Origin of the sequence: Limosilactobacillus gastricus PS3 (genome assembly GCF_000247775.1) — a bacterium.
Taxonomy (GTDB): domain Bacteria; phylum Bacillota; class Bacilli; order Lactobacillales; family Lactobacillaceae; genus Limosilactobacillus; species Limosilactobacillus gastricus_A.
Window position 1 is genome coordinate 1 of sequence record NZ_AICN01000042.1, and the last position, 23,287, is coordinate 23,287.

Consider the following 23,287-nt stretch of genomic DNA (forward strand, 5'->3'; position numbering starts at 1 on the left):
GGAATACCCACCACCTTATAGATATTCGATTTATTTTTCTTTAATATTTTAATAATAACCATATACGCACTTTTTTCACTGGAATACCCACCATAAATACTAGTTGGTTTATCCTTTTTTAGAGGTATAAGCTTATTTTTTTCATGAGTATATACTGTATCATTAAAAAGTTTACCACTATACGAATATACTTCTTTTGACACGAGCATATATTTGTATTTATAAACTTTTTCCAGCTCTTCAATCATCTCATGATGACTCCCAACAATTTCACCATCATCATTACTGATAATGTTAATACTGTCATCTTCGAGATCATGCAAGAAATTAAAAGATTTTAAATTTTGTTTCCCACTAAATTTTTTAAATTCGCCATAAACAAAATAGCTACGTAGTTTAGGATATTTTTTATATAAATAATTCCCAATAAATGTTGATAAATAAGCATCCATTCCATGATGATAGTCATTAATATTCCGGTTTTTAAACAATTCCAAGAATCCGCGTAATTGTGAGTTCAAAGCAGCTTTGACAACAATTATCTTAGTATCATCATTTGAATATTGATCATTCAGAATGTTCGCAACTAATTTAATAACCTGACGCGTTTCAACTAACTGTCGATTAATAAAACCATTTTGACTATACTTATTTATTTTCCCAGGAGTAAGGGTCAAGCTTTGGTACTTCTTTCGAGAAATTAATCGATTATCCAATAGCTTTTCCCACCATGCAAGTCGATCTGGTGCCCAAGATTGATCCATTACATAATTGGCTGATTTCCCATTATTAATTGCACCTTTAACTAGTACACGGTTATCTAATGAATCGTCCTTGATAAAGGATTGCGGAAGAATATGGTCTATTTCATATCCACGGCTAATCTCATCAATATTAATTGGTTCACCAGTATACATATCTCTCCCACCTTGAGTGAAGTACAGATATAGACGGTCAGAGATAGATGTAGCCTTCCCAAGCTCTCCTTTTACAGTTGTGGAAACAATTTCATCTGAAACCTGTCGATAAATTGCAGATAATGTAGCTCGCCGGCTTCTAGTCCGACTACTTTCCTGCTCTTCTCGAGCGAATTCAAGTGATATCGATGTCGGAGCATCACCATGCATTGCCTTTTGAATATCTTCAACCACTAATAGAACTTGACGAATCGCCTTTTTATTCTGTGGTGACGTATATGCATCAGCCAGCACATCTTCTACATTATTATTAGAAAGCTCCTTTGTATTAAGATCATTAATTTGCTTATTAAAGGCAGCTTCAGCTTGGATTTGCATAAAGTTCTTCGGACTATTCCATAGGGCATCTATAATTCGCTGCCCGTTCTCGTCGTGAATCCCTGTTAAGAGCCTCTTTGATAATCTCCCCCACCCGCGGTACCGAAGTTTTGCTACTTCTGATCTCTCTTGGTCAGTTAACCAATTAATTTCAGATAACTTGCGCTCAAAAATCTGCTTATCTTCAAAAACAGTTGACCAGTGAATCATTTTCTCAAAATCATCTTGAAGGTCTTGGTCATCGATTCGGTCAGCAAAGATCTTTTTTAAATCAATGTAGGAATCAAGCGAGGAATTAAATTTAGTTAGGTCACTAAAACCTGTAATGTTCAGATGATTAGGTTTATTTAAATTGCATACAAGATAATTATGGAACTTTTTAGTGGAGATAGACTTAGCATTCTGGAATAAATCCCGATATACTTGATGTTTTTCATCTGTAGTTAGATGTTCGCCATTAATCCTAATATTATTGAGTTCATTTAACACAGTAAATTTCTCATACAAGAGGCTTTTGGCAGGCAACACATCTTCTCCAATTAGATAAGTATCCTTGGTAGTCATCCGGTTGATGAACTCTTCAGCCGATTTATCACGGTCCACCACTTGATCAAAGTTCCACGGTGTGATTTCTTTTTCGTCACTCTTTTTAACCATCCATGCAAAATTACTTTGATCTTTAGTAACCATAGGTCCTACATAATACGGGATCCGAAAAGCAACTAACTCACTAAGCTTGTACTTAGCAACTCGTTGCCGATTTTCGTTTGGGTTGAGGGTTGCTAACCAAGGATAATATTTTGCTTGGTTTTCAATAATTTGATCTAACTCATTTTGGTGAAGTTGATGCGGAATAACTCCATTAGAACCAGTCCGCTGCTTTGGCAAGAATTCTCCTTTTTCTTGCCATTCTTTAACGCGTGTTTTTAATTCACCATCAAACAAAGTAAGTACTTTTTTGTAAAAATCATCAGAAGATAATTTCTTAAGCCGATCTGATTCTAATTTTCCATTTACATATTGACTATATAAGTCGTCAAACTTTACCCAATTATCTGTATGTTTTAATTGATCTTTTATTTCTTTTAAATGATCACGGTGCAAGTTGTACTTTTCAATCATTGATTGAGAAAGTGTTTTCCCATCAGGGACAATCTCGTTTAATGTTATCCGAGAATATAAAATTTTTATGTTGTCTAAAATACTCCCACGATCGTCATCAACTTGCTCAGAAATTGATGCTATCTTGTCATCAGCATCATCACTATCTAGTTGAAAATCATCTAAATCTTCATCAGATTGAAGGACAACCTTAAATTTAGTTTTATAACCAAATAGAGCCTTGCTAAATTGAGTAGACCAGTCTTTATCATTATCTTGCGAAAGTTTTGTCGCTAATTGTTTTTGCTTATCTAATTTCCTGGTATTTTTATCAAAAAATAATTCTTGAATTTCGTTATATAGTTCACTAGGGATCTGAGGAGCTTTTTCCTCGCCACATGCACTAATAAAAGCAGAATTAATATCATCAAAACGGTCCGATAAATTAACTTCTCCAGTCTGAAAATTACCATTAAACAGGAAATTACCACGATATTTAACAATATGATGCAAAGCAAGATAAACTTCCCTTATATCGAATTGGCGATTTCCCGTCATTAAAGCATTCCGAAGATGATATATCGTCGGATACTTTTCCGTCCATTCTCTAATCTCCTCTTTGGTTTTTTCCGGAAAAATTAAATTACCGCTATATTGTTTTCTATCATCCTTTGGTGACAGATTTGATTCTTTTAATCGCGCAAAGAAAGTTGGATCAACTTTTACTATTTCTGGATCAAATATCTCTTCTAATAGATTAAGACGCCATTTTCTCCGACTATAGCGACGCCTCGTTGTCCGGTATCCACGCCTTTCTGCAGCGGTCTTTCCTTCTTCAAATAACCGAACTCCAATTCCCTTTTTACCTTTGACCCGCATGATTTTAAAATCATCATCCATTACGGCCCAGCCGATCGAACTCGTCCCTATATCTAAACCAAGGTGATATCTTTTCCCCATGTACCCTACCTCTTCGTTAATTATTACGCTTTTAATTATATTCCTGATCAAGCACATAATCAAAACGCTTTCATTTATAAAAGTAGATCTATTTACTCTTATAATATCTATACATTTTATTTGCTAATGAAATGTTTCGCTTCGTATCGTCGTTATATTTTTATACTTCTTTATACTTTAAATCTAGTTTTATACTTCTTTATACTTTCAAAAAATCGCCGAGCAGTTTCCCACTCGGCGATTCGTGATTCTATCTTATTTCCCGTTTCTTTAATGATGCTCTGCCACCGATTAGTCATCCAAAATCGCCAGCAATTCATCCTTATCAAAACTGGTCGTACTCATCTGATCACCACTCAGCACTTGATCAGCTAAGGCTTGCTTCTTATCCTGCAATTCCTTGATCCGTTCTTCAATCGTGTGCTTAGTAATCATTTGGTAAATCGTAACGGGATTCTCTTGACCGATCCGGTGTGCTCGGTCAGTCGCTTGGTTTTGCGCCGCGGCGTTCCACCATGGATCATAGTGAATCACCACATCCGCGCTAGTTAAATTGATCCCCGTCCCTCCAGCCTTGAGCGAGATCAAAAAGACCGCCGGTTCGTCTTGTTCGTTAAACTGTTTCACCCGCCGCTGCCGTTCCTGCTTATCCACGGCACCGGTAATCGTTTCCGTTTGAATCCGCTCTTTTTGGAGTCTTTGGGCAATAATATCCAGCATTGAAGTAAATTGTGAAAATAAGAGAATTTTATGACCGTTCTCAATTTGATCCTTAATTAGGGCAATCGTTTGGCTTAACTTCGCTGACTTGCCCTTATAGTCATCATACACCAGGTGCGGATCGCAACAAACCTGTCGTAAACGGGTTAATTCGGCTAAGATTTCAATCTTATCGCCCTTAAAATCGGTCTCATCACTGGTTTGGATCCGTTTAATCAGTTGATCCGCCCGAGCCCGATAGAGTTTCAATTGAACTCCACTCATTTCGGCATATTCAACAATTTCGGTCTTAGCCGGCAAGCTGGTTAAGACGTCTTTTTTCAACCGTCGCAAGACAAAGGGACCGATTAACTGACTCAGCTGGGCGCGTTTTGCCTGATCATCATTAAAAATAATTGGCTCTTCAAACCGTTTCGAAAAGTGTTGATAAGTCCCTAAAAAGCCTGGCATTAAGTAATCAAAAATACTCCATAATTCACTCAAGCGGTTTTCAATTGGCGTCCCCGTGAGGGCAAAGCGCTGTTGGGCATGAATCAATTTGACGGTTTGCGCCCCAATCGTCCGTGCGTTCTTGATCGTTTGCGCTTCATCAATAATCTGCACTTGGAATTCTAACTGATCATAAAGGGCAATATCGCGTTTCAAGGAATCATAAGAGGTAATGAAAACATCATATTGATCACTCTTAGCCAATAACTTGCGTCGTTCAACTTTACCACCACCGAGAGTCGCAATCTTCAAAGATGGGGCAAATTTATGGAATTCATCTTGCCAATTATAAACAACTGACGCCGGTGCCACGACTAGACTTGGCAGCTTTTGCTCCTGATTGATCGCTAACAATAAAGTGATGATTTGGATCGTTTTCCCTAATCCCATCTCGTCAGCTAAGAGACCACCAAAGTGATAATGATTCAGCGTCATCAACCATTGAAAGCCCGCTATTTGATATGGCCGCAGCTTTGCTTGAAGGTCCTGTGGAACCGTAAAGCTTCCTACTTGGTTCTGATCGAAATCACGGATCAATTTGGCATAGTGGTCATCAGTTTGATAGGTTAAATCATTTTGCTCTTGCAGACTTTGATTTAGGGCGAGGGCTTGATAAGCCGGTAGTGAGATATCGCCTTGATCCACCTGATCAGCGTCGACTCCTAAATCTTCCAACGTATGAGCCAGAGTAGTTAAGGTTGTTGATTCAACCCCCATGTAATCACCATTTTTTAATTTAAAATACGGACGCCGTTCGTGATAGGCTCGCAAAGCTTGGGCAATATCAGCCGAGTCCATTGCTTCGCCCGCCACTGACAGATTCAAAAGACCACTTTCTAAGGAAATCCCCACCGTTAAGTTTGGCTTATGATCGATTTGGCCGATTAACCGTTGGAAGGGTTTGGTGACTTGAACCTCCCCAAAATCCTCTAGTCGCTTGAGTCCTTGGTTTAAAAAGGCTACTACCTGCTGATCTTCTTCGAGGGGCAGGATTAACCGCCCCTGACGAACCGCTTCAATGGGTAAATATTGGACTAGGACATCTTTAACCGGCGCTTCTTGAGCCGGATCACGCTGGCTATCGTCAGCTAATTGCTCAAACAAGGGATATGCTTGATCCTGATATTGCACCATGGCTTGACCTTCAATTGCATCCGCCGCTAGGTCAAACTTAAAGGTAAATTTGGCATCAGGTAGAATGTATTGATCAATTTGTGGATCTTCATTTAGGGTCAAATCCACTTTATCTTTTATCTTTGGTAGCACCTGACGATAGAAGGCATTCAAATCACTGGCATCAAAAGTATAGTGATCATTATTGGCTAGACCAGCTTGGGCGATCTGACTCGGATTGAGATTCGGATAGGCGACCCAGTCACTTCCATTAAAGTCGTAATACCGCTCATGACCACGGATCAAATCCTTATCGGGAAGGTTTTCTAACTGCATGGTCAACATTGGTTGGTCGTTAATCAATTCAAGGCCTAAGTCCGCCGTTAATTTCCGATCATCAACGCTGTAGTTAACAAGTTGGTTAAGCCGATTATCAATATAAACTTCTCGACCGCTTGCTAAAGCATCATCAACCTGGTCGGCAATGACATCCTCCACCATCAGGTACATATCGGTACTACCATAGTTGTGCTTTTGGTCGGTCAGAGTATTGTACATGGCGGTCATTTCATCCATGAAATCAAACCAGTAGCGACTATCCTCATCTAAGCTCTCGAGATCGATCACTTCATTGAAATATTTTCCTAAAATTACTGGTTCTCCCCGTTTAACCACGGTCACAAAGACTTCTGTGCTTTGTAGTTTATACATATGGTCTGGCGTCCCTACCTTAAAATTCAGGCGCGTCCGTTCGCTATAATAGTCTAATTCAATGTAAGGCCGAATTAATTGCTGATCATGATTAGTAGCTAAGTCAAACATGTCCAGCAGATATGAGCCCGCCTGGTTGGTTTCCGCTTTAGGTTGATGGGCTAGATAGTAATTACAAAGGCTAACTGTGGCCACACCCGCAAATAAATCGAGGTCATCATCTCGTCTTTGTGGGCCAATGAAATAATCCATTTTTTGCCCATCGTACTTAATCGTGACCTGGTGAGGAACCCGATCAATCATGATCAAAGTCATGTATTCAAATTTGTCCTGTCCCTTAGGATGATACTGCTCTTCCAAAACGACGTGGCGGCCATTATATAATTTCACTGCCTGGCGAAGCTTATCGACCTGATGTGGACTCGCTAGTAACTTCGTCATAAAGGGCGTAGTCTTAGCCATAATTTCTAACTGCTCCGTCCACGAGGTTGGGATCAAGTCGCCTAATGGTAGTACCTTATCAGCGTCGACCTGTCCTTGATGGTCTAAAGCCACTGCCACGGCCGCCATATGTTTACATAGTTCGTGGTCCTCTGCATAGGGGCAATTACAGGTAATCCATTTAATATGTTGCTCATCTAAGATTCCACGAACCCGGTATTCATGATCACTCGATCCTTGAACCGTCGCAGAAAAAATTTGTTCATCCCATTCAATCGGCCCCACTTTACCCTTTTCAAAATATTCTTGTCCGCGCTCAAATATCCGCGGGGTAAATGATAATCCTAAAACTTTTGGCATGGCTTCTCCTTTTTAATGGTGGTATTTTGTTGAACGTCCTGCTCCAACTCGAATCAGCAAATTTTCCTCAGTTAATTTCTTCAACAGGCGATTTATCTTACTACTTGAAAGACCGGTTAATGCCACCAAATCCCTCTTCGATAAGTTTTCATCAGTAAATTGTTCCAAAACTAACCTTTCATCTGCCGTTAAATTTTGATTATCAACGACCGGCAAGACGACCCGAATCGCATTTTCGGTAATAAAAAATTGCGGTTGTTGCAGGCTATCTTGATAAGCAGCTTGAATCCGTTTAATCCCCGTCCCAAACATTTCAATATAATTTAACCGGAAAAAGACATTGGCTAAGATCGGATTCCGAGGAACTGAAATATAACCTTTTAAGTATTCAGCTTCGCTTATTCCAAAGGGCAAACCACCTGGTGACACAACTTCTAGCCGATTTTCATACATCGACACCTGGATATTAGCTGCTACATCCCAGGTCCGATGAACTAATGTATTAGCAATCGTTTCCCGAAAGGCCTCGATTGGAATCGATTGTCGTTTTTTCCGGTTTATCCCTTTAATTACTTCGTATTCGTAATAATCCCGAAACTCAGTAATTGATTGGTGAAATTGAGTGAGGATTGAAACATGATTTATGGTTTTGCGCTTTCGAATCTCGTTTTCATTTTGTCCAAAACGCACCATATCAATACCAGCAAATCGATTTTCATCAGCTAATAATTCTGCAGCGTGATTGTAACCTGATGATTCTGAATACAAATTCAAAGTCTTCAAAATGTCTTGGTTAAACTGATCAATCCCAGTTTTTTCTAATAATTCCTGTCTTAACTGAGTGAACTTTAAATCATCAACCATTGCCGGTTGTTCATCATGAGAACTCGAAACCCCAATTAACGTTAATCGGTTCAATTCACCACGTGATACGGGAATTGATGCGGTATCGTTACGCTTGTATGCTTTTCCTTTGTACAAATATGGTTTTTCCATTCCCTCCTGTACTTCAAGAATGATAATTTTATCATCATCGATTGACAAAGAGTAATTAGGTTGTGGACTAATGCTATCGTTGATTCGATTTTCAATATCTAAACACGTCTGTTTAGGATTATCTATTCCGATAACTTGTCCCTCATCATTAATACCAAACTTAATTTGGCCTGTTCCATAATTGGCGTATGCGCTCACTGTTTTTAGAAAAGTATTGGAAACCGTTGCCTTAAACTCAAGTCCTCGTGTTTCTTTTATCATCTAGCGGTCCACCTTAGCATTTTATTACGATAATCGTATCATCGTTGCACCATTTTCGCAACGATTATTATATTCGTTACATTATATTTGACACGATTAGGGAAATCGTTGCATTTGTTTTGCGACGATAATTACTACAGACCAAAAAAGTAGAAAGATCCCTGATTTTACAGTTTCTTTCCACCTTATTTTCTTTAATCACACTAGTAATTACGGTCAAAAAGCGTACTCCTTGAGTCTAACTACGAATTTCCGTCGGTCCGTGCCGAACCAACATTCATTCTGAGTTAGCCTTATGGAATGACTGAATGCTTTTCCCCAGCTCCATTAGTTCTCATTAAAAATCTTCGCAAAATTACTGGAGACATCCTGATTCTGCGTCACTGTCCAGACGTCATTCCCATTGGTCGTCTGGTTAACCAAGGCGACTGGTTGCCCGTTATGAACACAAAAGGCGTAGGTAATCCGCCCCTCCGCTTTGCCAGAATTGTAATTATAAATGGCCACCACATTGTAATCGTATGGTCCCTGTCCATTCGGGGCCCAGCCCATTGAAATTTTGGTTTCCGTACCGTTTCCAGCCCCCTTGGCTGGCGTTGATTGGAAATAGGCTATGTCGAAATCATCAGGATAGGTCATCCCAGAAGCCGACTTAATACTGTTGGTCCCGTCATACTTAACATAACTTTGACCCATTTTAGGGGCCCAGGAAGCCATAAAGTTGGCTAAAGCCTGATCTTTACTCGTATTCCACAAACTAGCTGAAGAACTAGTCGAGCTGGAACTCACGCTTTGTTCACTACTAGCCGTACTGGCCTGACTGGTCGAGCTAGTTGAGCTGTTAGTTAAAGCTGATTGGCTAGTATTCGGCCGTTGGAACCACCAGATACCGAGCCCCACTACCACGATCAAAGCAAGGACTAAAGCAAGCCAAACGCCCTTATGCTGTGGTTTAGTTTGATAATTGGCTCGCGATTGGTTACCTCCCTGCACCGGTTGACCACACTGCGGACAAAAAGCATCATCCGGCGCTAATTTGGCCCCACATTTCCCACAAAAATTCATTTTCTTCTCCCCTGTTTCAATTGATCTTTGACTTTGCCACCCGTAAGCCACTTAAGAAGTTAACCGTTAATTGGGCAATTTCGTCAGGACTTTCTTTAAAATCACTCCCGACCCACAATTCAATATTAGAATAAATTGTATTGGCCGTAAAGTTGACATAGTAAGCAATTTTATCTTCGATCCCCATCGCATGTAGCTTATTTTCCAACTCATTAATATGATTCTGGATTAAATGTTTAATAATTCGTTGCAACTGAGGCAATAAATCATTTTGATCCAACAATTTAAAGGTTTCCTGATGATGATAGATAAAGACAAAGGCCTTTTGCATCGCTTCACTTAAATTAGTTGGACGATTGGTCTTTCGTTCCTGCTGCATTTCATCATATAAATAAAAAGCAATCACATCCATTTTATCATCAAAATTACGGTAAAAAGTTTTGCGCCCGACTTCGGCTTCCTGGCAGATTTGTGTCACGGTCAGTTCGGCAAAGGATTCGGTTGCTAACAATTTCATCATAGCTTGGCTAATCCGCTGTTGGGACTGGGTTACCAGTTGATTTTGGCTATGTTTAAACATGACCCACCTCACTTAATTTGTGTCATTTAAGATTTTTTCCTTGTTTATTCATATATTTATCCCTATAATAGCACCGTTGTCCAAATGACACAAATGAGTCACTTTAGGAGGGATAAGATGAATTCAAATCAACCAACCGATATTTACGGCAAGCCTTATCACCGGGGCCTCTTCGTTGCCGTCTTTCTAATTGGGGCCTTTGTTATGGTCCTCAACCAAACGGTGATTTCAACGGCCCAACCAGCCATTATGAAAAGTTTTGACATCGGAACTTCCACTGTCCAATGGTTAACCACAGGTTTCTCCTTAGTTAACGGGATCATGATTCCGATCTCGGCTTGGCTAATGACCCGCTTCAGAACTAAGCCCCTTATTTTAGTAGCTTTAGCATCCTTCTTTGGCGGAACTTTAGTTGCCTTTTGCGCTAACTCCTTTGGGATGTTACTAGCCGGGCGATTAATTCAAGCCTTAGGAGCCGGAGCTATTATGCCCTTAATGCAAACCGTCTTCTTAACGATTTATCCACCGGAACAACGGGGAGCTGCCATGGGGATCAACGGGATCGTGATTGGTCTCGCACCTGCAGTTGGGCCAACCCTTTCCGGATGGGTCGTTGATAGTATGACCTGGCGGGATCTCTTTGGGATTATATTGCCAATCGTCGCTGTAGCTTTCATTGGTTCTATCTTCTTCATTAAAGACGTCTTACCAATCAAGAAAACCAAGCTCGATCTCCTTTCAGTCATTACCTCAACAATTGGTTTTGGGACCTTACTTTACGGTTTCTCCAATGCCGGGACCGATGGTTGGACCGATACCTGGGTCTTACTTGAAATCTTAATCGGGGTCGTCTTCGTCATTATTTTTGCTTGGCGGCAATTAAAGATGGACGAACCATTCTTAAACTTACGGGTCTTTAAATCCGTTGAATTTACTATGGCTGCCTTGATTTCTGCCGTCGCTACTCTGGCGATGACTGGTGCTGAAATCATCTTACCTTTATATATTCAAAACTTACGGGGCATTTCCGCTTTCCACTCTGGATTACTGCTCCTACCTGGGGCCTTGATGATCGCCGTCATTGCACCGATTGCCGGACGAATTTTTGACCGCTACGGGGCAAAGGATATGACGATTCTAGGGATGTTCTTACTGTCAATTGGAACGGTGCCTTTCTTCTTCCTTACCAAAGATACTTCCATGGCCTACATTGTTATCTTCTACGCCTTCCGAATGGCCGGGATTGCTATGGCCCTCATGACCGTTACGACCGCTGGGATGAATGCCTTACCAATGGAATTAATGTCCCATGGGACCGCTAGCAACAACACTTTCCGTCAAGTGATGTCTTCTATCGGGGTGGCCGTGATGACTTCAGTCTTGACCAATGTCACCAAGAACGCGATGCCATCGAGCTCCGTCTTACACAACACGCCCCTTAAATATCGGGATGAAGCCATTAATGCGGCGCTATCTGGATATCACGCTACCTTTATCCTGGCAACCGGATTTGCTGTTGTGGCCTTAATTCTTTCCCTCTTCTTGAAATCCAAACCGAACCGGTCCACTGATATTGATGTAGATAAATTAAAGGAGGCCAAATAATAATTCTTGCTATTTTAATTATCGCCCTCATTTTAGCCTTCATCTTCCTGGTATTACCAGTCATGAAGGGTTCTAAAATTGTCGGCTTTGCCTTCTTACTCGTGGTGATTGCATGTTCCGTGGGGATTATCGCTAATGACACCTATCATTGGGGAATGAAAGAACAAACGACCACCAAGACTTATCAGCTAACTTCTTCCGCCGGTTCGTCATCTTCTACCAATATGTTACTTTACCAAGGACTTGGAAATGGTTCTGAAAAAGTCTATGTGTACAAGACGACGGCTTCTAGCAAACGCCAAGTAATGAAGACGACTGATTCATCGGCAAAAGTTACCAGTACCACTGGTCAAGCGGTCTTAAAACTGAAAACGACTCGCTATGTCTATAAGAACGGGTTCTACAAGGCCCTCTTCAATCTGGTCTTTGATAATAATGGTCAATTGAAGCATCGGACTTATCAATTTGAAGTTCCTGACTCCTGGTATGTTCTCAGTGTTAAGCAAGCCCAAAAGCTGGCAGCGGCAGCGCAAAAAGACCCTACCGGCATGCAAGCAGCCATTGCCAGTCGGGAGCAAAGTATCGTCACAGCTGAAATGACGAAGAATCCAACGATGTCTACCGAACAGCAACAAGCACTTACTACTAAAGCCACTAAACAAGCGACGATGGAATACATCAATAGTTTGAAATAGTTAAGTTAAAAAGCAGGCATCGAAAATCGGTGCCTGCTTTTGATCATCATGTTGAATTTCCCACTAATTATGTTTAAAATAAGTTATATAAAAAGGGATTCCTAAAGCGAATCCCCTGTAAGCCCGCTTTAAAGGCGGTGGCTTAGTTAATTAGCTTATAAAAGCCGCTTTAACTCGTCCAAAGTTATAGGAGCGGCTTTTATAATGCTTATTTCTTCATAATCATCGCTACCAAGGTTGCAACAGCAATCATCAACGATAACGTTTGAAACGTCGTCATTATAATGGTTGTCCTTACTAATGGATTTCATATTAATCTCCTTTCGTATGACAACCACCGTCCATAAGACTTGCTTACGAAAATTATTATATTTGATTATTATTACTATATCAATTTGAAATAGCTCGTTAAAAGCAGACATCGAATTTCGCTGCCTGCTATTTTTAAGACTAATCAACAAAAAATGCGTCTGAAAGAATTACCCCTTTCAGACGCATTTTTGTTATTTAGCTTTCCGTAGACTGGACAAATACATTAAGATCAAGGCCGCACCACCGACACATCCAAGGATAAACCATGATTGAGCCGAAGTCGATGCCACATTAGCGTAGTAAAGCATATTATTGTAGATATCCATTGCAAAGCGCATCGGAACCCATGAGTAAATGCCGTACCGATAGAATCCACTCAACATTTCTGGAATGTATGACATGGTTCCCATCCCGAAGAGCCAAACTAAAATGAGTAGTGGTCAACCTTTCATTCCAAACCAATCTAAGACGCAGGCTTGAATCAGGTAGAAGATAAAGGTAATCCCAATAAAGTTAGCAACAAAGATCCAGAAGTTTGGCAGATAAAGATCTAAAGCTAAGCCTAAGCAATAGAAGACAACCGACGTAACAACTGTAACTAAGCCCCCACCTAAAATCTGACCAGTGATTGATTTTGCAGAAAGGACATCGTGACCACTCATCTTCTTGTGTTCACGCTAGAGTAGGATCGAAGTAATTAAACCAGCCATCCATGAAATTGCTGTGATTAACAATGGTAACATTCCGCTAATCGTCTTATCTTTAATTGGGTGAACGGTCTTGACGGTCGTCTTAATCGGACTGGTCAAGAAGGACAATTGACTGGTAGCAACCGAAACATTATTTTGCGTTAGAACACTCAATTCTTGTTGACTAATTCGAGTCGATAGAGCTTGACCCATCTTGGTAAAGGCCGTGGTTAAAGCTGAACTAACCGTGGCATTTGCCCCAGCATTCACCTGAAAGTCGATCCCGGCTTGTTGAGGGAGGTTAGCAGCATTAGCATTAGTCGTGGAAGTCTTCGCAGCGATGACCATCGATTGTAGATATTGCGTTTGGGAAGCTAAGTTCTTAGCAAAATCTTTTTTAATCACGATCGCCCCGTAGTACTTCTTGTGATTAAAGTCTTTCGTTAATTGCTTTTGACTATTCACTGTCGTCAATTTCAAGGTTGCATCATCATCTTTGAACTGATTTTTTAAGCGCTTCACGATTTGTTGCGAAGTGGTTGAATGATCCAGATCCACCACGGCGACTGGAATTTGTTGAACCTTCACCGTGCTCCGGGAACCGATCATCGCAAAGGAGAAGACGGCGATCACCACCGCAACTAGTAACAGATATAACCAATACATTTTATTTTTGAAGATTTCGAACATATTTCTCGCTCCTCTTTCTTTTGATAAGTCTAGGATAAAAAGAATCTAGCCTTGTCACAAGAAGCAGAAATCGTTACTATGTATAGTTAAGATACACTATGTTAAAGAGTGTCGTTTAAAACGACATGAAAGCATAAATTAATGCAGGTGAAAAATGACTGATTTACGGACCCAACGCACCCAGAAAGCTATCGCTGACGCCTTTGTTAAACTGGTGAATCAAACTTCCTTTAGAGAAGTAACCGTTTCAATGATCGCTCAAGAGGCTATGATTAACCGTCAGACCTTCTATCGTCACTATGAGGACAAATACCAACTAACGCGTGCCTTGTTAAGTGACTTCATTGCCGATTACCAAGCGGAAATTAATCGTATTATCCCAATGGTTAAGGATAACAATAATTTCCGTAGTCGCTTACTTCATCTCCAGCCCATTATCGGTAATTTCCTACTCAGTCGTATCGAACTCGTCAAGGCGCTGCGGGGGATTAAGTTTGACGATTTTAATTATGAAACGGAAGTAACTAAACTTTATCGTGAAGTCATTCAAGAATTGTTTAATCACGGTGATCCCCTGACCGCTTTTCAAGAAAAGGTAATGACTAACGTCTTACTAACCGTGATTGACTATCTGATTGATAATCATGAACTGCCTAGCAAGACTGACATTGAGGGCATGAAAACTATTATTCTGAATGTGTTTAATTAGTCTGGTTTGACAAATGGAGGTCGCTACCATGTCCGAATTCTTAATTACTTTATTTTTCGTTCTTGTTGGCGTTGCCTTGTACCAAATTTGTAAGTATCTTTTCCTCAAATTCAAGAATAAATAAAGCTCTCAAGCAAGCCTGAGAGCTTTATTTTTATATACTGATTTAACACCATTCGCTAACCTTACATGAAATGATTACATTATTCCCATTCATCATCCAATATCTCATCATCCCCAGTTATATCATCCGTTTGCTTAATATCGTTTTTAAACCAATTACCCTCAAATGGATTTTTATGAGCTGGACGATAAGTAATGATTCCGTTTTCCTTTATTTCTGCAGTATATACTGCCCCTAATTTAACATTAAATGACTTTGGAACGGTTAAAACAAGTGAATCTCCAACCTCTCGAACCCGAATAGTCATTCCAATCACCTCCGTATACACTTGGCATATGTCTCACCAGTAATGTACCAAAAATAGATTCATCGCTCTTTTTTGATTGGTCTTAACTTCTTAAGCTAAAATTGACTATCTGAAGCTATCAATAGTTTTACCATCTTCAGACTTCCAATGAATCCAGCCGTCTGTCGATCCACCAACAACAAAATCTGCGGCTAGTGAAACAGAACCAAAAGAAACATTTTCAGTAACAATCCCATTTCCATCAATATAATCGCTTCGTTGAGCACTTATAGATGATGGGACCGAATTAGTCTCTGTAATGGCAGCTTGTCCTCCCGCTAATACAACATATCGACCATTTTGTACCTTTAACCGACAACTAGTTTCAATGCTATCTCGTTTAATTTTTCGAGTTAAATAATAAACACCATCTGGTATTTCTTGACTACGTTGATCATCTTTATCTTGCTTTACTGCATCGTTAAATACTTGATCTTTACTAATTTCATCAGGAAAGACCTGCTCTCCATCAAATGACGATAATAATTGAATAACTAATTCAACATCCGTGGCAAACAATTCTGTATCAGCGACTCGAGACTTAGCAAATAAAGTATGCAATAGTTGTTCTTTCTCATCATACTCATCAACCTTAATGGCGTAACGACGCTTTAACCCGACAACATTAGCATATCCATTTGATTCCAATGCATTCATTCATTGGTTAAAATTACCTGGACCAGTTTTTCCAATCTTAATTAACCCATCAACCACCGTTGTCATTACATATAGTATTCCTTGTGGCATATTAACTCCTACTCTCTAACAACCAAGCTTTCTACAATCCATGTTGATCTCTTAGCTCTGCCAATTTTTCTCGAGCATTTGAATACTGTTTATCTTTAGCTGCTTTGAGATTTCTAATTCTCAGTATAACTGATCCATTTCAAAAAAATCATTTTTGTAATTTCCATTATAATCGCCTTATATAGTTACATTATAGCTTAACCCCTATATATCTTGCTCTAAAAAGGTGCTAACTGACTTCAGAATCAGCTAGCACCTTTAACTTAAATTTTATTCGTATTCAATTGTAGCCGGTGGCTTACTGGTGACATCGTAGAGTACGCGGTTGATATGGTCAACTTCATTGACGATTCGGACCGAGATCTTTTGTAAGATATCCCATGGAATTTGGGCGAAGTCAGCGGTCATCCCATCAATTGAAGTTACCGCCCGAATGCAAACGGCATAATCATAAGTCCGACCGTCACCCATGATCCCGACACTGCGCATACCAGGTAGGGCCACGAAGTATTGCCAGATTTCTTCATCCAAGCCGGCCTTCTTGACTTCTTCACGTAAAATAGCATCCGCATCGCGAACTAAGGCCAATTTCTCTGGTGTAATTTCACCAATGACCCGAATTCCTAGACCTGGGCCGGGGAAAGGTTGCCGCCAAACTAGGTCATACGGAATTCCCAGCTTTTCACCTAAGACCCGCGTTTCATCCTTAAAGAGTGACCGGAGTGGTTCAATTAACTTGAAGCCTAATTCTTCCGGCAAACCACCCACGTTATGGTGGGACTTAATGGTTTGGGCCGTATCAGTTCCACTTTCAATCACGTCGGTGTATAAGGTCCCTTGGGCTAAGAAGTCGGCATCTTTTAGCTTCCGCGCTTCATCATTAAAGACTTCCACGAATTCATTTCCGATGATCTTGCGTTTCTTTTCGGGATCTATCACCCCTTGGAGTTTCCCTAAGAACCGGTCCGCCGCGTCAACTTTGACGATGTTAATGCCTAAGCCATCGGCTAGGGCACCCATCACTTCATCGGCTTCATTCTTCCGTAAGAGACCATGGTCGACAAAGATGGCCGTGAGTTGATCCCCGATTGCTCGGTTCAATAGGGCTGCCGTTACCGATGAGTCCACCCCACCGGAGAGACCTAGAATGACCTTTTTGTCGCCCACTTCTTCGCGAATACTATTGACTTGCAGATCAATAAAATCGTCCATCGACCAGTTGGCTTGTGCTCCACACACGTCAAAGGCAAACTTCTTGAGAATTTCTAACCCGTGATCAGTATTGCGAACTTCGGTGTGGAATTGGAGACCATAAAACTTCCGGTCATCATCGGCCATGGCCGCAATTGGACAGTTTTGGCTGGTGGCCACGACATGGAATCCATCCGGTACCGCTGTAACCTTGTCACCGTGACTCATCCAAACTGCTTGTTCTTTAGGGAGACCATTAAACATGACCGCTTGATCATCAACAACGGTAATATCGGCCCGCCCATATTCGGAATCATCAGCTGCTTCAACCTTTCCACCAAGGTCGTAAGCCATCAGTTGCATCCCGTAACAAATTCCAAGGATCGGAATTCCTAACTTGAAGATTTCAGGATCAACCTTAAAAGCGTCCTCATCATAAACGCTGTTGGGGCCTCCTGAAAAGATGATTCCCTTGGGGTTCATTGCTTGGATCTCTTGGGCGCTAAGTTTGTGCGACAATAATTCTGAATAAATCCCAAAGTCCCGAATCCGCCGGGTGATCAATTGGTTATATTGACTCCCAAAATCCAAGACCAAGATCTTATCAAAATTATCTAAATTGACCTTTGCCACTAGTTTCACTCCTTATGTTTTTACTTTGCTACTAGATATTGTACGGTGAAAGGCGAACAAGGTCAATTCTAAACAGCCGATCATTTCATAAATCACGGAAATTATCAACCTAATTCGGTTCTCGGCGTTTAAGTTGTTATAATAGAGCATAGTAATTTTATCTGGAGGCGCTTATGAGTATATATGGAGAACAAGGTCAATATTTGCCAATGATTTTAACGGAGATCGAGGATCGTCTCCAGGAAATCAATGCGTCATCCAGCCCCAAGCTATACGAGCACCTGATTGGACGGGTTAAAGCCGAAGATAGCATGATCGAAAAATGCCATCGCAAGGGTTTTCCGGCAACCCCTCAAGGCGCTTTACGCGACTGTCGGGATGCCATTGCCCTCCGCCTAGTTTGCAATTTTATTGACGATGTTTATCGAGCCATTGAAGCCCTACGGCAAGCAGATTGGTGTCAGATCGTAACCGAAAAGGACTACATCACCAACGCCAAACCCAATGGTTACCGGTCATATCATTTGATCCTCGATGTAACGACTCCCTATCCCGATGTCGATCAGCAGACTCCTGGTCACTATTTTGTAGAAATTCAATTAAGGACCATTGCTATGGACTCATGGGCTAGCCTAGAACACGAGCTCAAGTACAAGCACAATATCAAAGACGCCGAACGAATTGCCGGCGAGCTGAAACGGTGTGCCGAACAACTAGCCGCTTGTGACGTCCAAATGCAAACCATTCGGCAATTAATTAATGAAGCAGATTAAAGGAGATTATCATGAAAGTTTTAGTGGCTGAAGATCAAGCCGATTTATCGCGCTTATTGAAAATCGCGATTGAACACGAAGGCTTTACCGTTGATATTGCTAATAATGGTCAAGAGGCCGTCGACTTAGCGGCCCAAAATGCCTATGACGTGATGATCTTGGACATTATGATGCCCGTTAAAGATGGGATTACCGCCCTCAAAGAAATTCGGCAAGCTGGCGATGATACCTATATCATCATGTTGACGGCCATGACGGAAATCGATGATCGGGTTAACGGTCTCGATGCGGGCGCCGATGACTATATGACTAAGCCTTATTCCATTAAGGAATTAATGGCGCGGTTACGCACTTTGGATCGGCGGGAAAAACAATATGAACAACCACTCTTGCAGTTTGGGGATTTAACTTTAGATCCCGATGAACAGCGTATCGAAAGCCATAATTCCATTAGCCTTTCGGGGAAGGAAACCAAACTTTTAGCGATCTTCATGTCTAATCCCAACAAGGAAATTCCGAGTCAACAGTTACTCAATACCGTGTGGGATGATGACGATCAGGCTGAGCCGGCCGATCTATGGATCTACATTTCTTATCTACGTCAAAAGTTACAGTCAATTAATGCCCACGTTCAATTAGTCGGTAACCAAGATGGTCCTTTTGCCTTAACCACGCTTGAATAACTTTTTAAGGAGGTCGAGCTTATGATTCAACGTTTCCGTCGCCTCTTTATCTTTATCTCGTCCACTTCCCTCCTCTTTGTGCTGGCCACGATTATGACGGCGGTCATTGGTGTTTCGGTAATTCAAACCAATCGGCAAGTCGATAGCATTATGGATATTTTAGTGCAGCATGACGGCCAATTAGACCATCGAGAAGCTACTCAAGCCGCCAAAAAAAGCCTGGGAAGTAATTCGACTGCCATTAACATTCTCCAGTACCGTTATTTTACGATTTTTTATAACAAATCCGGTTCCGTGAAGAATGTTGATCTTACTAATTCACCTTCATTAACTAGTGAAGACGCTACTTACTTAGCCAAATTAGTGAAAAAGGATAAAAATACTTCTGGGACCATTGATTCCGATAATGCCATCTATGCTTACCGGATCATTAAGAAAAGTGATGGCACCCGCGAAATCATTTTCCTCGATAAAACGACCTTAAATAATGCCACCTTGGCCATTTCTAAGATTGGTTTATGTATTGCCGTTATCGGCTGGGCGCTCTTCACCGTGGTCCTGATCCTATTCTCGAAACGGGCGATCCGACCGATCATTACCGCCGAAAAACGCCAAAAGCAATTCATCACTAATGCGGGGCACGAACTAAAGACTCCTTTAGCGATCATTTCGGCGAATAATGAAATGGCTGAAATGTTGGATGGGGAGTCCGAATGGACGAAAAACAACAAGCAACAAATTAGTCGTTTAACCCGCCTAATCAATAATTTGATTAACCTGGCTCGGCTCGATGAAGATCCTGAGTTCGATTTTCAAAAAATCGATGCCTCGGCCAATGTCCAACGAGCGGTTGATAGTTTCAAACCCCTCGTCGAAAACGAGGACAAACAGTTTAACTATCAGATCAGCAAGGGCATTCAACTGGTGGTTGATGAAAATTATTTTTACGAACTCTGCAATATCCTACTCGATAATGCCGTAAAATACTGTGATCCTCACGGGACGATTACCGTGGTCCTAAAAAAGGAGGGCCGCAACGCTACCTTAGAAATTGCCAATACTTATGCCGCTGGGAAAGGGGTTGACTACTCCCGCTTCTTTGATCGTTTCTATCGGGATAACGAAGCGCATACCACCAAGGGACAAAGCGGCTTTGGGATTGGTCTCTCTATGGCTCGTAACCTAGTCACCATCTTTAATGGTCGGATCAACGTCACTTATCGCAAAGACCAAATCGTCTTTGTAACTAAATTTAAATTAGCCCGTTAAGCAAAAAGGCAGCCCAGCTGAGTAACCTACTCAAGCTGGGTTGCCTTTTATAGTATCAATATATTAACTAATCCAATTTAGCACCATTGGAAGCAATCACCTGTTGATACCAATAGAAGGAATCTTTCCGGGACCGTTGTAAGCTTCCATTACCTTCATCATCTTTATCAACATAGATGAATCCATACCGTTTTGACATTTGGCCCGTCCCGGCTGACACAAGGTCGATACAGCCCCATGGGGTGTAACCCATCAGATCAACCCCGTCTAAGGCTACGGCCTTTTCGACTTCTGAAATGTGACGCCAAAGATAATCAATCCGGTAGTCATCATGAATTCGCCCATCCTCGGTAACTTGATCATAAGCACCCATGCCGTTTTCCACGATGAATAAAGGCTTATGATACCGGTCAGTTAACCAATTCAAGGCATACCGCAATCCTTCTGGATCAACTTCCCAATCCCAATCGGTTTTATCCAGATATGGGTTATCAACTGTCGATTCATTTAAGTCTCCTAAATGATCCGCATCCACTTTCTTAGCTGAAACGGTCATGGAATTGTAATAAGAGAAGCCGACATAATCAACTGTGCCTTCGCGTAACACTTGGCGATCTTCTTCAGTAATGTCTGGTCGGTAGCCCTTTTGATTTAAATAAGCTTCGACTTCGGCGGGATATTCCCCATGAACATGCACGTCCGAGAACCAGTAACGCCGTTGACCGACCCGCTGGGCTAGTAAAGCATCATCTGGACTGCAAGTAGCGGGATAAACCGTTTGGAAATTGATCATACAACCAATTTGCAGGTCTGGATTAATCTCATGACCAATTTTGACCGCTAAAGCACTGGCAACCAATTCATAGTGCGCTGCTTGGTACATGGCCGCTTCTCGATCTTGACCATCCTTAAAGATGATCCCTGAATTCGTTGCCATCAAAAAGGCATTATTAAAGGCACTTTGATTATCAATTTCATTAAAGGTCATCCAATACTTGACCTTATCTTGATAACGTTCAAAGACTACCCGAGCGTAACGAGTGAAGAAGTCGATTACCTGGCGGGATTGCCAGCCACCATACTGCTCGACTAAATGCCAAGGCATTTCAAAATGATGCAAGGTAATAACTGGTTCAATCCCATATTTATGACATTCATCAAAAAGATCATCATAAAATTTTAAGCCTGCTTCATTCGGTTCTTCCTCATCGCCTTGCGGAAAGATCCGGGTCCAAGCAATTGACGTCCGGAAACATTTAAAGCCCATTTCTGCCATTAACTTAATATCTTCTTTGTAATGATGATAAAAGTCAATTGCTTCATGATTGGGATAGTTCTTGCCCGCAATGACCCCATCCGTGATCTCACGCGGCACCCCATTGGCCCCCGCCGTCATGACATCCGCCACTGATGGCCCTTTCCCGTCAACATTCCACGCACCTTCTAATTGATGGGCAGCAACGGCACCACCCCATAAAAAGCCTTTCGGCATTGCTGTTTGATACATTAATGAAACCTCCTTTAGTTGCTTTGTTTATGAACATTGAGATAGTGAACACAGGCATAGATCGTAATAATGGCATAAGCAACGGTACTTAAAATCATGATCCCACGCGGCGATCCCAAATGAACCCATTGCGCTAACGTATCGACCACCGTTGGTGAAATCGCACAACCAACATTTACTAAGACTAAGACAATCGTGGTGGCTAAGTTAACTGAGTTTTGCGGAGCGGACCAATCAAGCCAATTATACATATAAGGGTTGGCCATCCCGAAACCAAAACCTAGAACAATCACTCCCGCATATAGGACCACTAGATTAGTCGCGAGTGAGATAATCAAAAAGCCCAGGGTAGCCAATACAAAGCCGAGTGGAAAGACTAGATCATGCATCTTTTTGAAGAAGTAACCAAAAGCTGCCCCAATCGGAATCGAAATCAAGGTTGAGAACCCGGCAACAATCGCAGCGGTACTGGCGGTCCCAAATTTACCGGAAACAATCAAACCCGGTAATTCATATGAAATCGGCATATAGAAAATGTAGATGAAAAACATCAAGCTGGCGATTAAAATTACCTTCCCATTGATGCTTTGTTTCTCTTTAGGTTTGGCGGCTATCGCTGCTTGCTCTACGTGAATTTCTTGCCCCTTTAAAGGCACAAACAGCAAAAACATGATTAAAGCCGGCACAACTAAGAAGTAAATAGCAAAGGCCGCATGCCAGCTAATCGTTACTAAATAACTAACCAAGAAAGAAGCAATCGCCCCACCGACAGACGGCATTACGTTTTGAATTCCGACCATGGTGGCTAATTTCTCTTCATCATCGCCGTAAAATTCTGGAATTAAACTGTAGGCTAATGAGTTAAATAAGCCAATCCCAAAGCCTAGTAAGAAACGAGAAACCAAAATCGGGGTATAAGCCCCACTAAACATGGGGAAGACCCCCGCTACCAAAGTGATCAATAAACCCACTAACATGGTGGATTTTTGCCGCATTAATTGGACTAAAAAGGGACTAACTACCAATCCTAATACAATCCCAAAATTAGGAACCGTTGACAGCATTTGTACCCCGGCTGCACTAACTCCCGGAAAGGCCGAATACATTAATGGCAAAGCCGAAGAAATTTGCGGTGCGATCATCAAAAATAGGGAAACCGATAATAGGGAAACCATAAAAATCAAGCGGTCTTGTGGTCGTTTTGTTTTCATAGGTCAAACCT

The 23,287-nt window shown here is 41.4% G+C and carries 19 protein-coding genes; 6 read left to right on the forward strand and 13 right to left on the reverse strand.

Features of this window, described 5'->3' with window-relative positions; translation table 11 throughout:
* The 5 genes from cas9 to PS3_RS04895 all read right to left on the reverse strand — a co-directional run.
* On the reverse strand, positions 1 to 3,356 hold a 3,356-nt coding region (gene cas9 / locus PS3_RS04875; protein ID WP_040468214.1), incomplete at its 3' end, for a type II CRISPR RNA-guided endonuclease Cas9.
* 291 nt (positions 3,357 to 3,647) lie between these two features.
* A complete protein-coding gene (locus PS3_RS04880) occupies positions 3,648 to 7,190 on the reverse strand; it encodes a DEAD/DEAH box helicase (RefSeq protein WP_040468215.1) in 3,543 nt (1,180 codons plus the stop codon).
* Positions 7,191 to 7,202: 12 nt separating this feature from the next.
* Entirely contained in the window at positions 7,203 to 8,447 is a 1,245-nt protein-coding gene (locus tag PS3_RS04885) for an ATP-binding protein (RefSeq protein ID WP_235719986.1), read from the reverse strand.
* 327 nt (positions 8,448 to 8,774) lie between these two features.
* Positions 8,775 to 9,512 (reverse strand): DUF4767 domain-containing protein, encoded by a 738-nt coding sequence (locus tag PS3_RS04890; protein ID WP_050950843.1) that lies wholly within the window; start codon positions 9,510 to 9,512, stop codon positions 8,775 to 8,777.
* Between the two features lie 16 nt (positions 9,513 to 9,528).
* Positions 9,529 to 10,092: a TetR/AcrR family transcriptional regulator gene (locus PS3_RS04895; RefSeq protein ID WP_040468217.1), complete on the reverse strand. Its 564-nt coding sequence runs from the start codon at positions 10,090 to 10,092 to the stop codon at positions 9,529 to 9,531.
* A gap of 117 nt (positions 10,093 to 10,209) precedes the next feature.
* Between PS3_RS04895 and PS3_RS04900 the strand changes: the two genes are divergently transcribed.
* The gene (locus PS3_RS04900) at positions 10,210 to 11,697 is read left to right on the forward strand and encodes an MDR family MFS transporter (protein ID WP_007122225.1); all 1,488 of its coding nucleotides are present in this window, start codon (positions 10,210 to 10,212) and stop codon (positions 11,695 to 11,697) included.
* Positions 11,698 to 11,759: 62 nt separating this feature from the next.
* On the forward strand, positions 11,760 to 12,392 hold the full coding sequence (locus PS3_RS04905) for a DUF4811 domain-containing protein (protein WP_050950844.1): 633 nt from the start codon (positions 11,760 to 11,762) through the stop codon (positions 12,390 to 12,392).
* A 503-nt stretch (positions 12,393 to 12,895) separates the two neighbouring features.
* On the opposite strand, the gene PS3_RS04915 is transcribed toward PS3_RS04905, so the two are convergent.
* Genes PS3_RS04915 through PS3_RS04925 form a run of 3 tightly spaced genes read right to left on the reverse strand, consistent with a single transcriptional unit; the run spans position 12,896 to position 14,083 of the window.
* Positions 12,896 to 13,105, reverse strand: a complete 210-nt coding sequence (locus tag PS3_RS04915) for a hypothetical protein (protein WP_040468221.1) — start codon at positions 13,103 to 13,105, stop codon at positions 12,896 to 12,898.
* A gap of 39 nt (positions 13,106 to 13,144) precedes the next feature.
* On the reverse strand, positions 13,145 to 13,366 hold the full coding sequence (locus tag PS3_RS04920; RefSeq protein ID WP_040468222.1) for a hypothetical protein: 222 nt from the start codon (positions 13,364 to 13,366) through the stop codon (positions 13,145 to 13,147).
* Positions 13,367 to 13,381: 15 nt separating this feature from the next.
* A complete protein-coding gene (locus PS3_RS04925) occupies positions 13,382 to 14,083 on the reverse strand; it encodes a YhgE/Pip domain-containing protein (protein ID WP_040468224.1) in 702 nt (233 codons plus the stop codon).
* 154 nt (positions 14,084 to 14,237) lie between these two features.
* On the opposite strand from PS3_RS04925, the gene PS3_RS09855 reads away from it, so the two are divergent.
* Positions 14,238 to 14,792 (forward strand): TetR/AcrR family transcriptional regulator, encoded by a 555-nt coding sequence (locus PS3_RS09855; RefSeq protein WP_050950845.1) that lies wholly within the window; start codon positions 14,238 to 14,240, stop codon positions 14,790 to 14,792.
* Positions 14,793 to 14,995: 203 nt separating this feature from the next.
* On the opposite strand, the gene mazE is transcribed toward PS3_RS09855, so the two are convergent.
* From mazE to guaA, 3 genes are all read right to left on the reverse strand, one after another.
* Positions 14,996 to 15,223: a type II toxin-antitoxin system PemI/MazE family antitoxin gene (mazE, locus tag PS3_RS04935; RefSeq protein WP_050950846.1), complete on the reverse strand. Its 228-nt coding sequence runs from the start codon at positions 15,221 to 15,223 to the stop codon at positions 14,996 to 14,998.
* A gap of 105 nt (positions 15,224 to 15,328) precedes the next feature.
* Positions 15,329 to 15,910, reverse strand: coding sequence for a DUF4357 domain-containing protein (locus PS3_RS09860; protein WP_176662258.1), 582 nt, complete (start codon positions 15,908 to 15,910; stop codon positions 15,329 to 15,331).
* A gap of 369 nt (positions 15,911 to 16,279) precedes the next feature.
* A complete protein-coding gene (guaA, locus tag PS3_RS04945) occupies positions 16,280 to 17,833 on the reverse strand; it encodes a glutamine-hydrolyzing GMP synthase (RefSeq protein ID WP_007122226.1) in 1,554 nt (517 codons plus the stop codon).
* 173 nt (positions 17,834 to 18,006) lie between these two features.
* Between guaA and PS3_RS04950 the strand changes: the two genes are divergently transcribed.
* From PS3_RS04950 to PS3_RS04960, 3 genes are read left to right on the forward strand one after another with little or no spacing between them, the layout of a single operon-like run.
* Positions 18,007 to 18,606 (forward strand): GTP pyrophosphokinase, encoded by a 600-nt coding sequence (locus tag PS3_RS04950; protein WP_007122227.1) that lies wholly within the window; start codon positions 18,007 to 18,009, stop codon positions 18,604 to 18,606.
* A gap of 11 nt (positions 18,607 to 18,617) precedes the next feature.
* On the forward strand, positions 18,618 to 19,289 hold the full coding sequence (locus PS3_RS04955; RefSeq protein ID WP_007122228.1) for a response regulator transcription factor: 672 nt from the start codon (positions 18,618 to 18,620) through the stop codon (positions 19,287 to 19,289).
* Positions 19,290 to 19,310: 21 nt separating this feature from the next.
* A complete protein-coding gene (locus tag PS3_RS04960; protein ID WP_007122229.1) occupies positions 19,311 to 20,558 on the forward strand; it encodes a sensor histidine kinase in 1,248 nt (415 codons plus the stop codon).
* Between the two features lie 67 nt (positions 20,559 to 20,625).
* Here the strand turns inward: PS3_RS04960 and PS3_RS04965 are convergent, their stop codons facing one another.
* Both PS3_RS04965 and PS3_RS04970 read right to left on the reverse strand, forming a co-directional pair.
* Positions 20,626 to 22,065 (reverse strand): 6-phospho-beta-glucosidase, encoded by a 1,440-nt coding sequence (locus PS3_RS04965; protein ID WP_007122230.1) that lies wholly within the window; start codon positions 22,063 to 22,065, stop codon positions 20,626 to 20,628.
* Between the two features lie 14 nt (positions 22,066 to 22,079).
* Positions 22,080 to 23,276, reverse strand: a complete 1,197-nt coding sequence (locus tag PS3_RS04970; RefSeq protein ID WP_040468227.1) for an MFS transporter — start codon at positions 23,274 to 23,276, stop codon at positions 22,080 to 22,082.
* Positions 23,277 to 23,287: the final 11 nt, after the last annotated feature.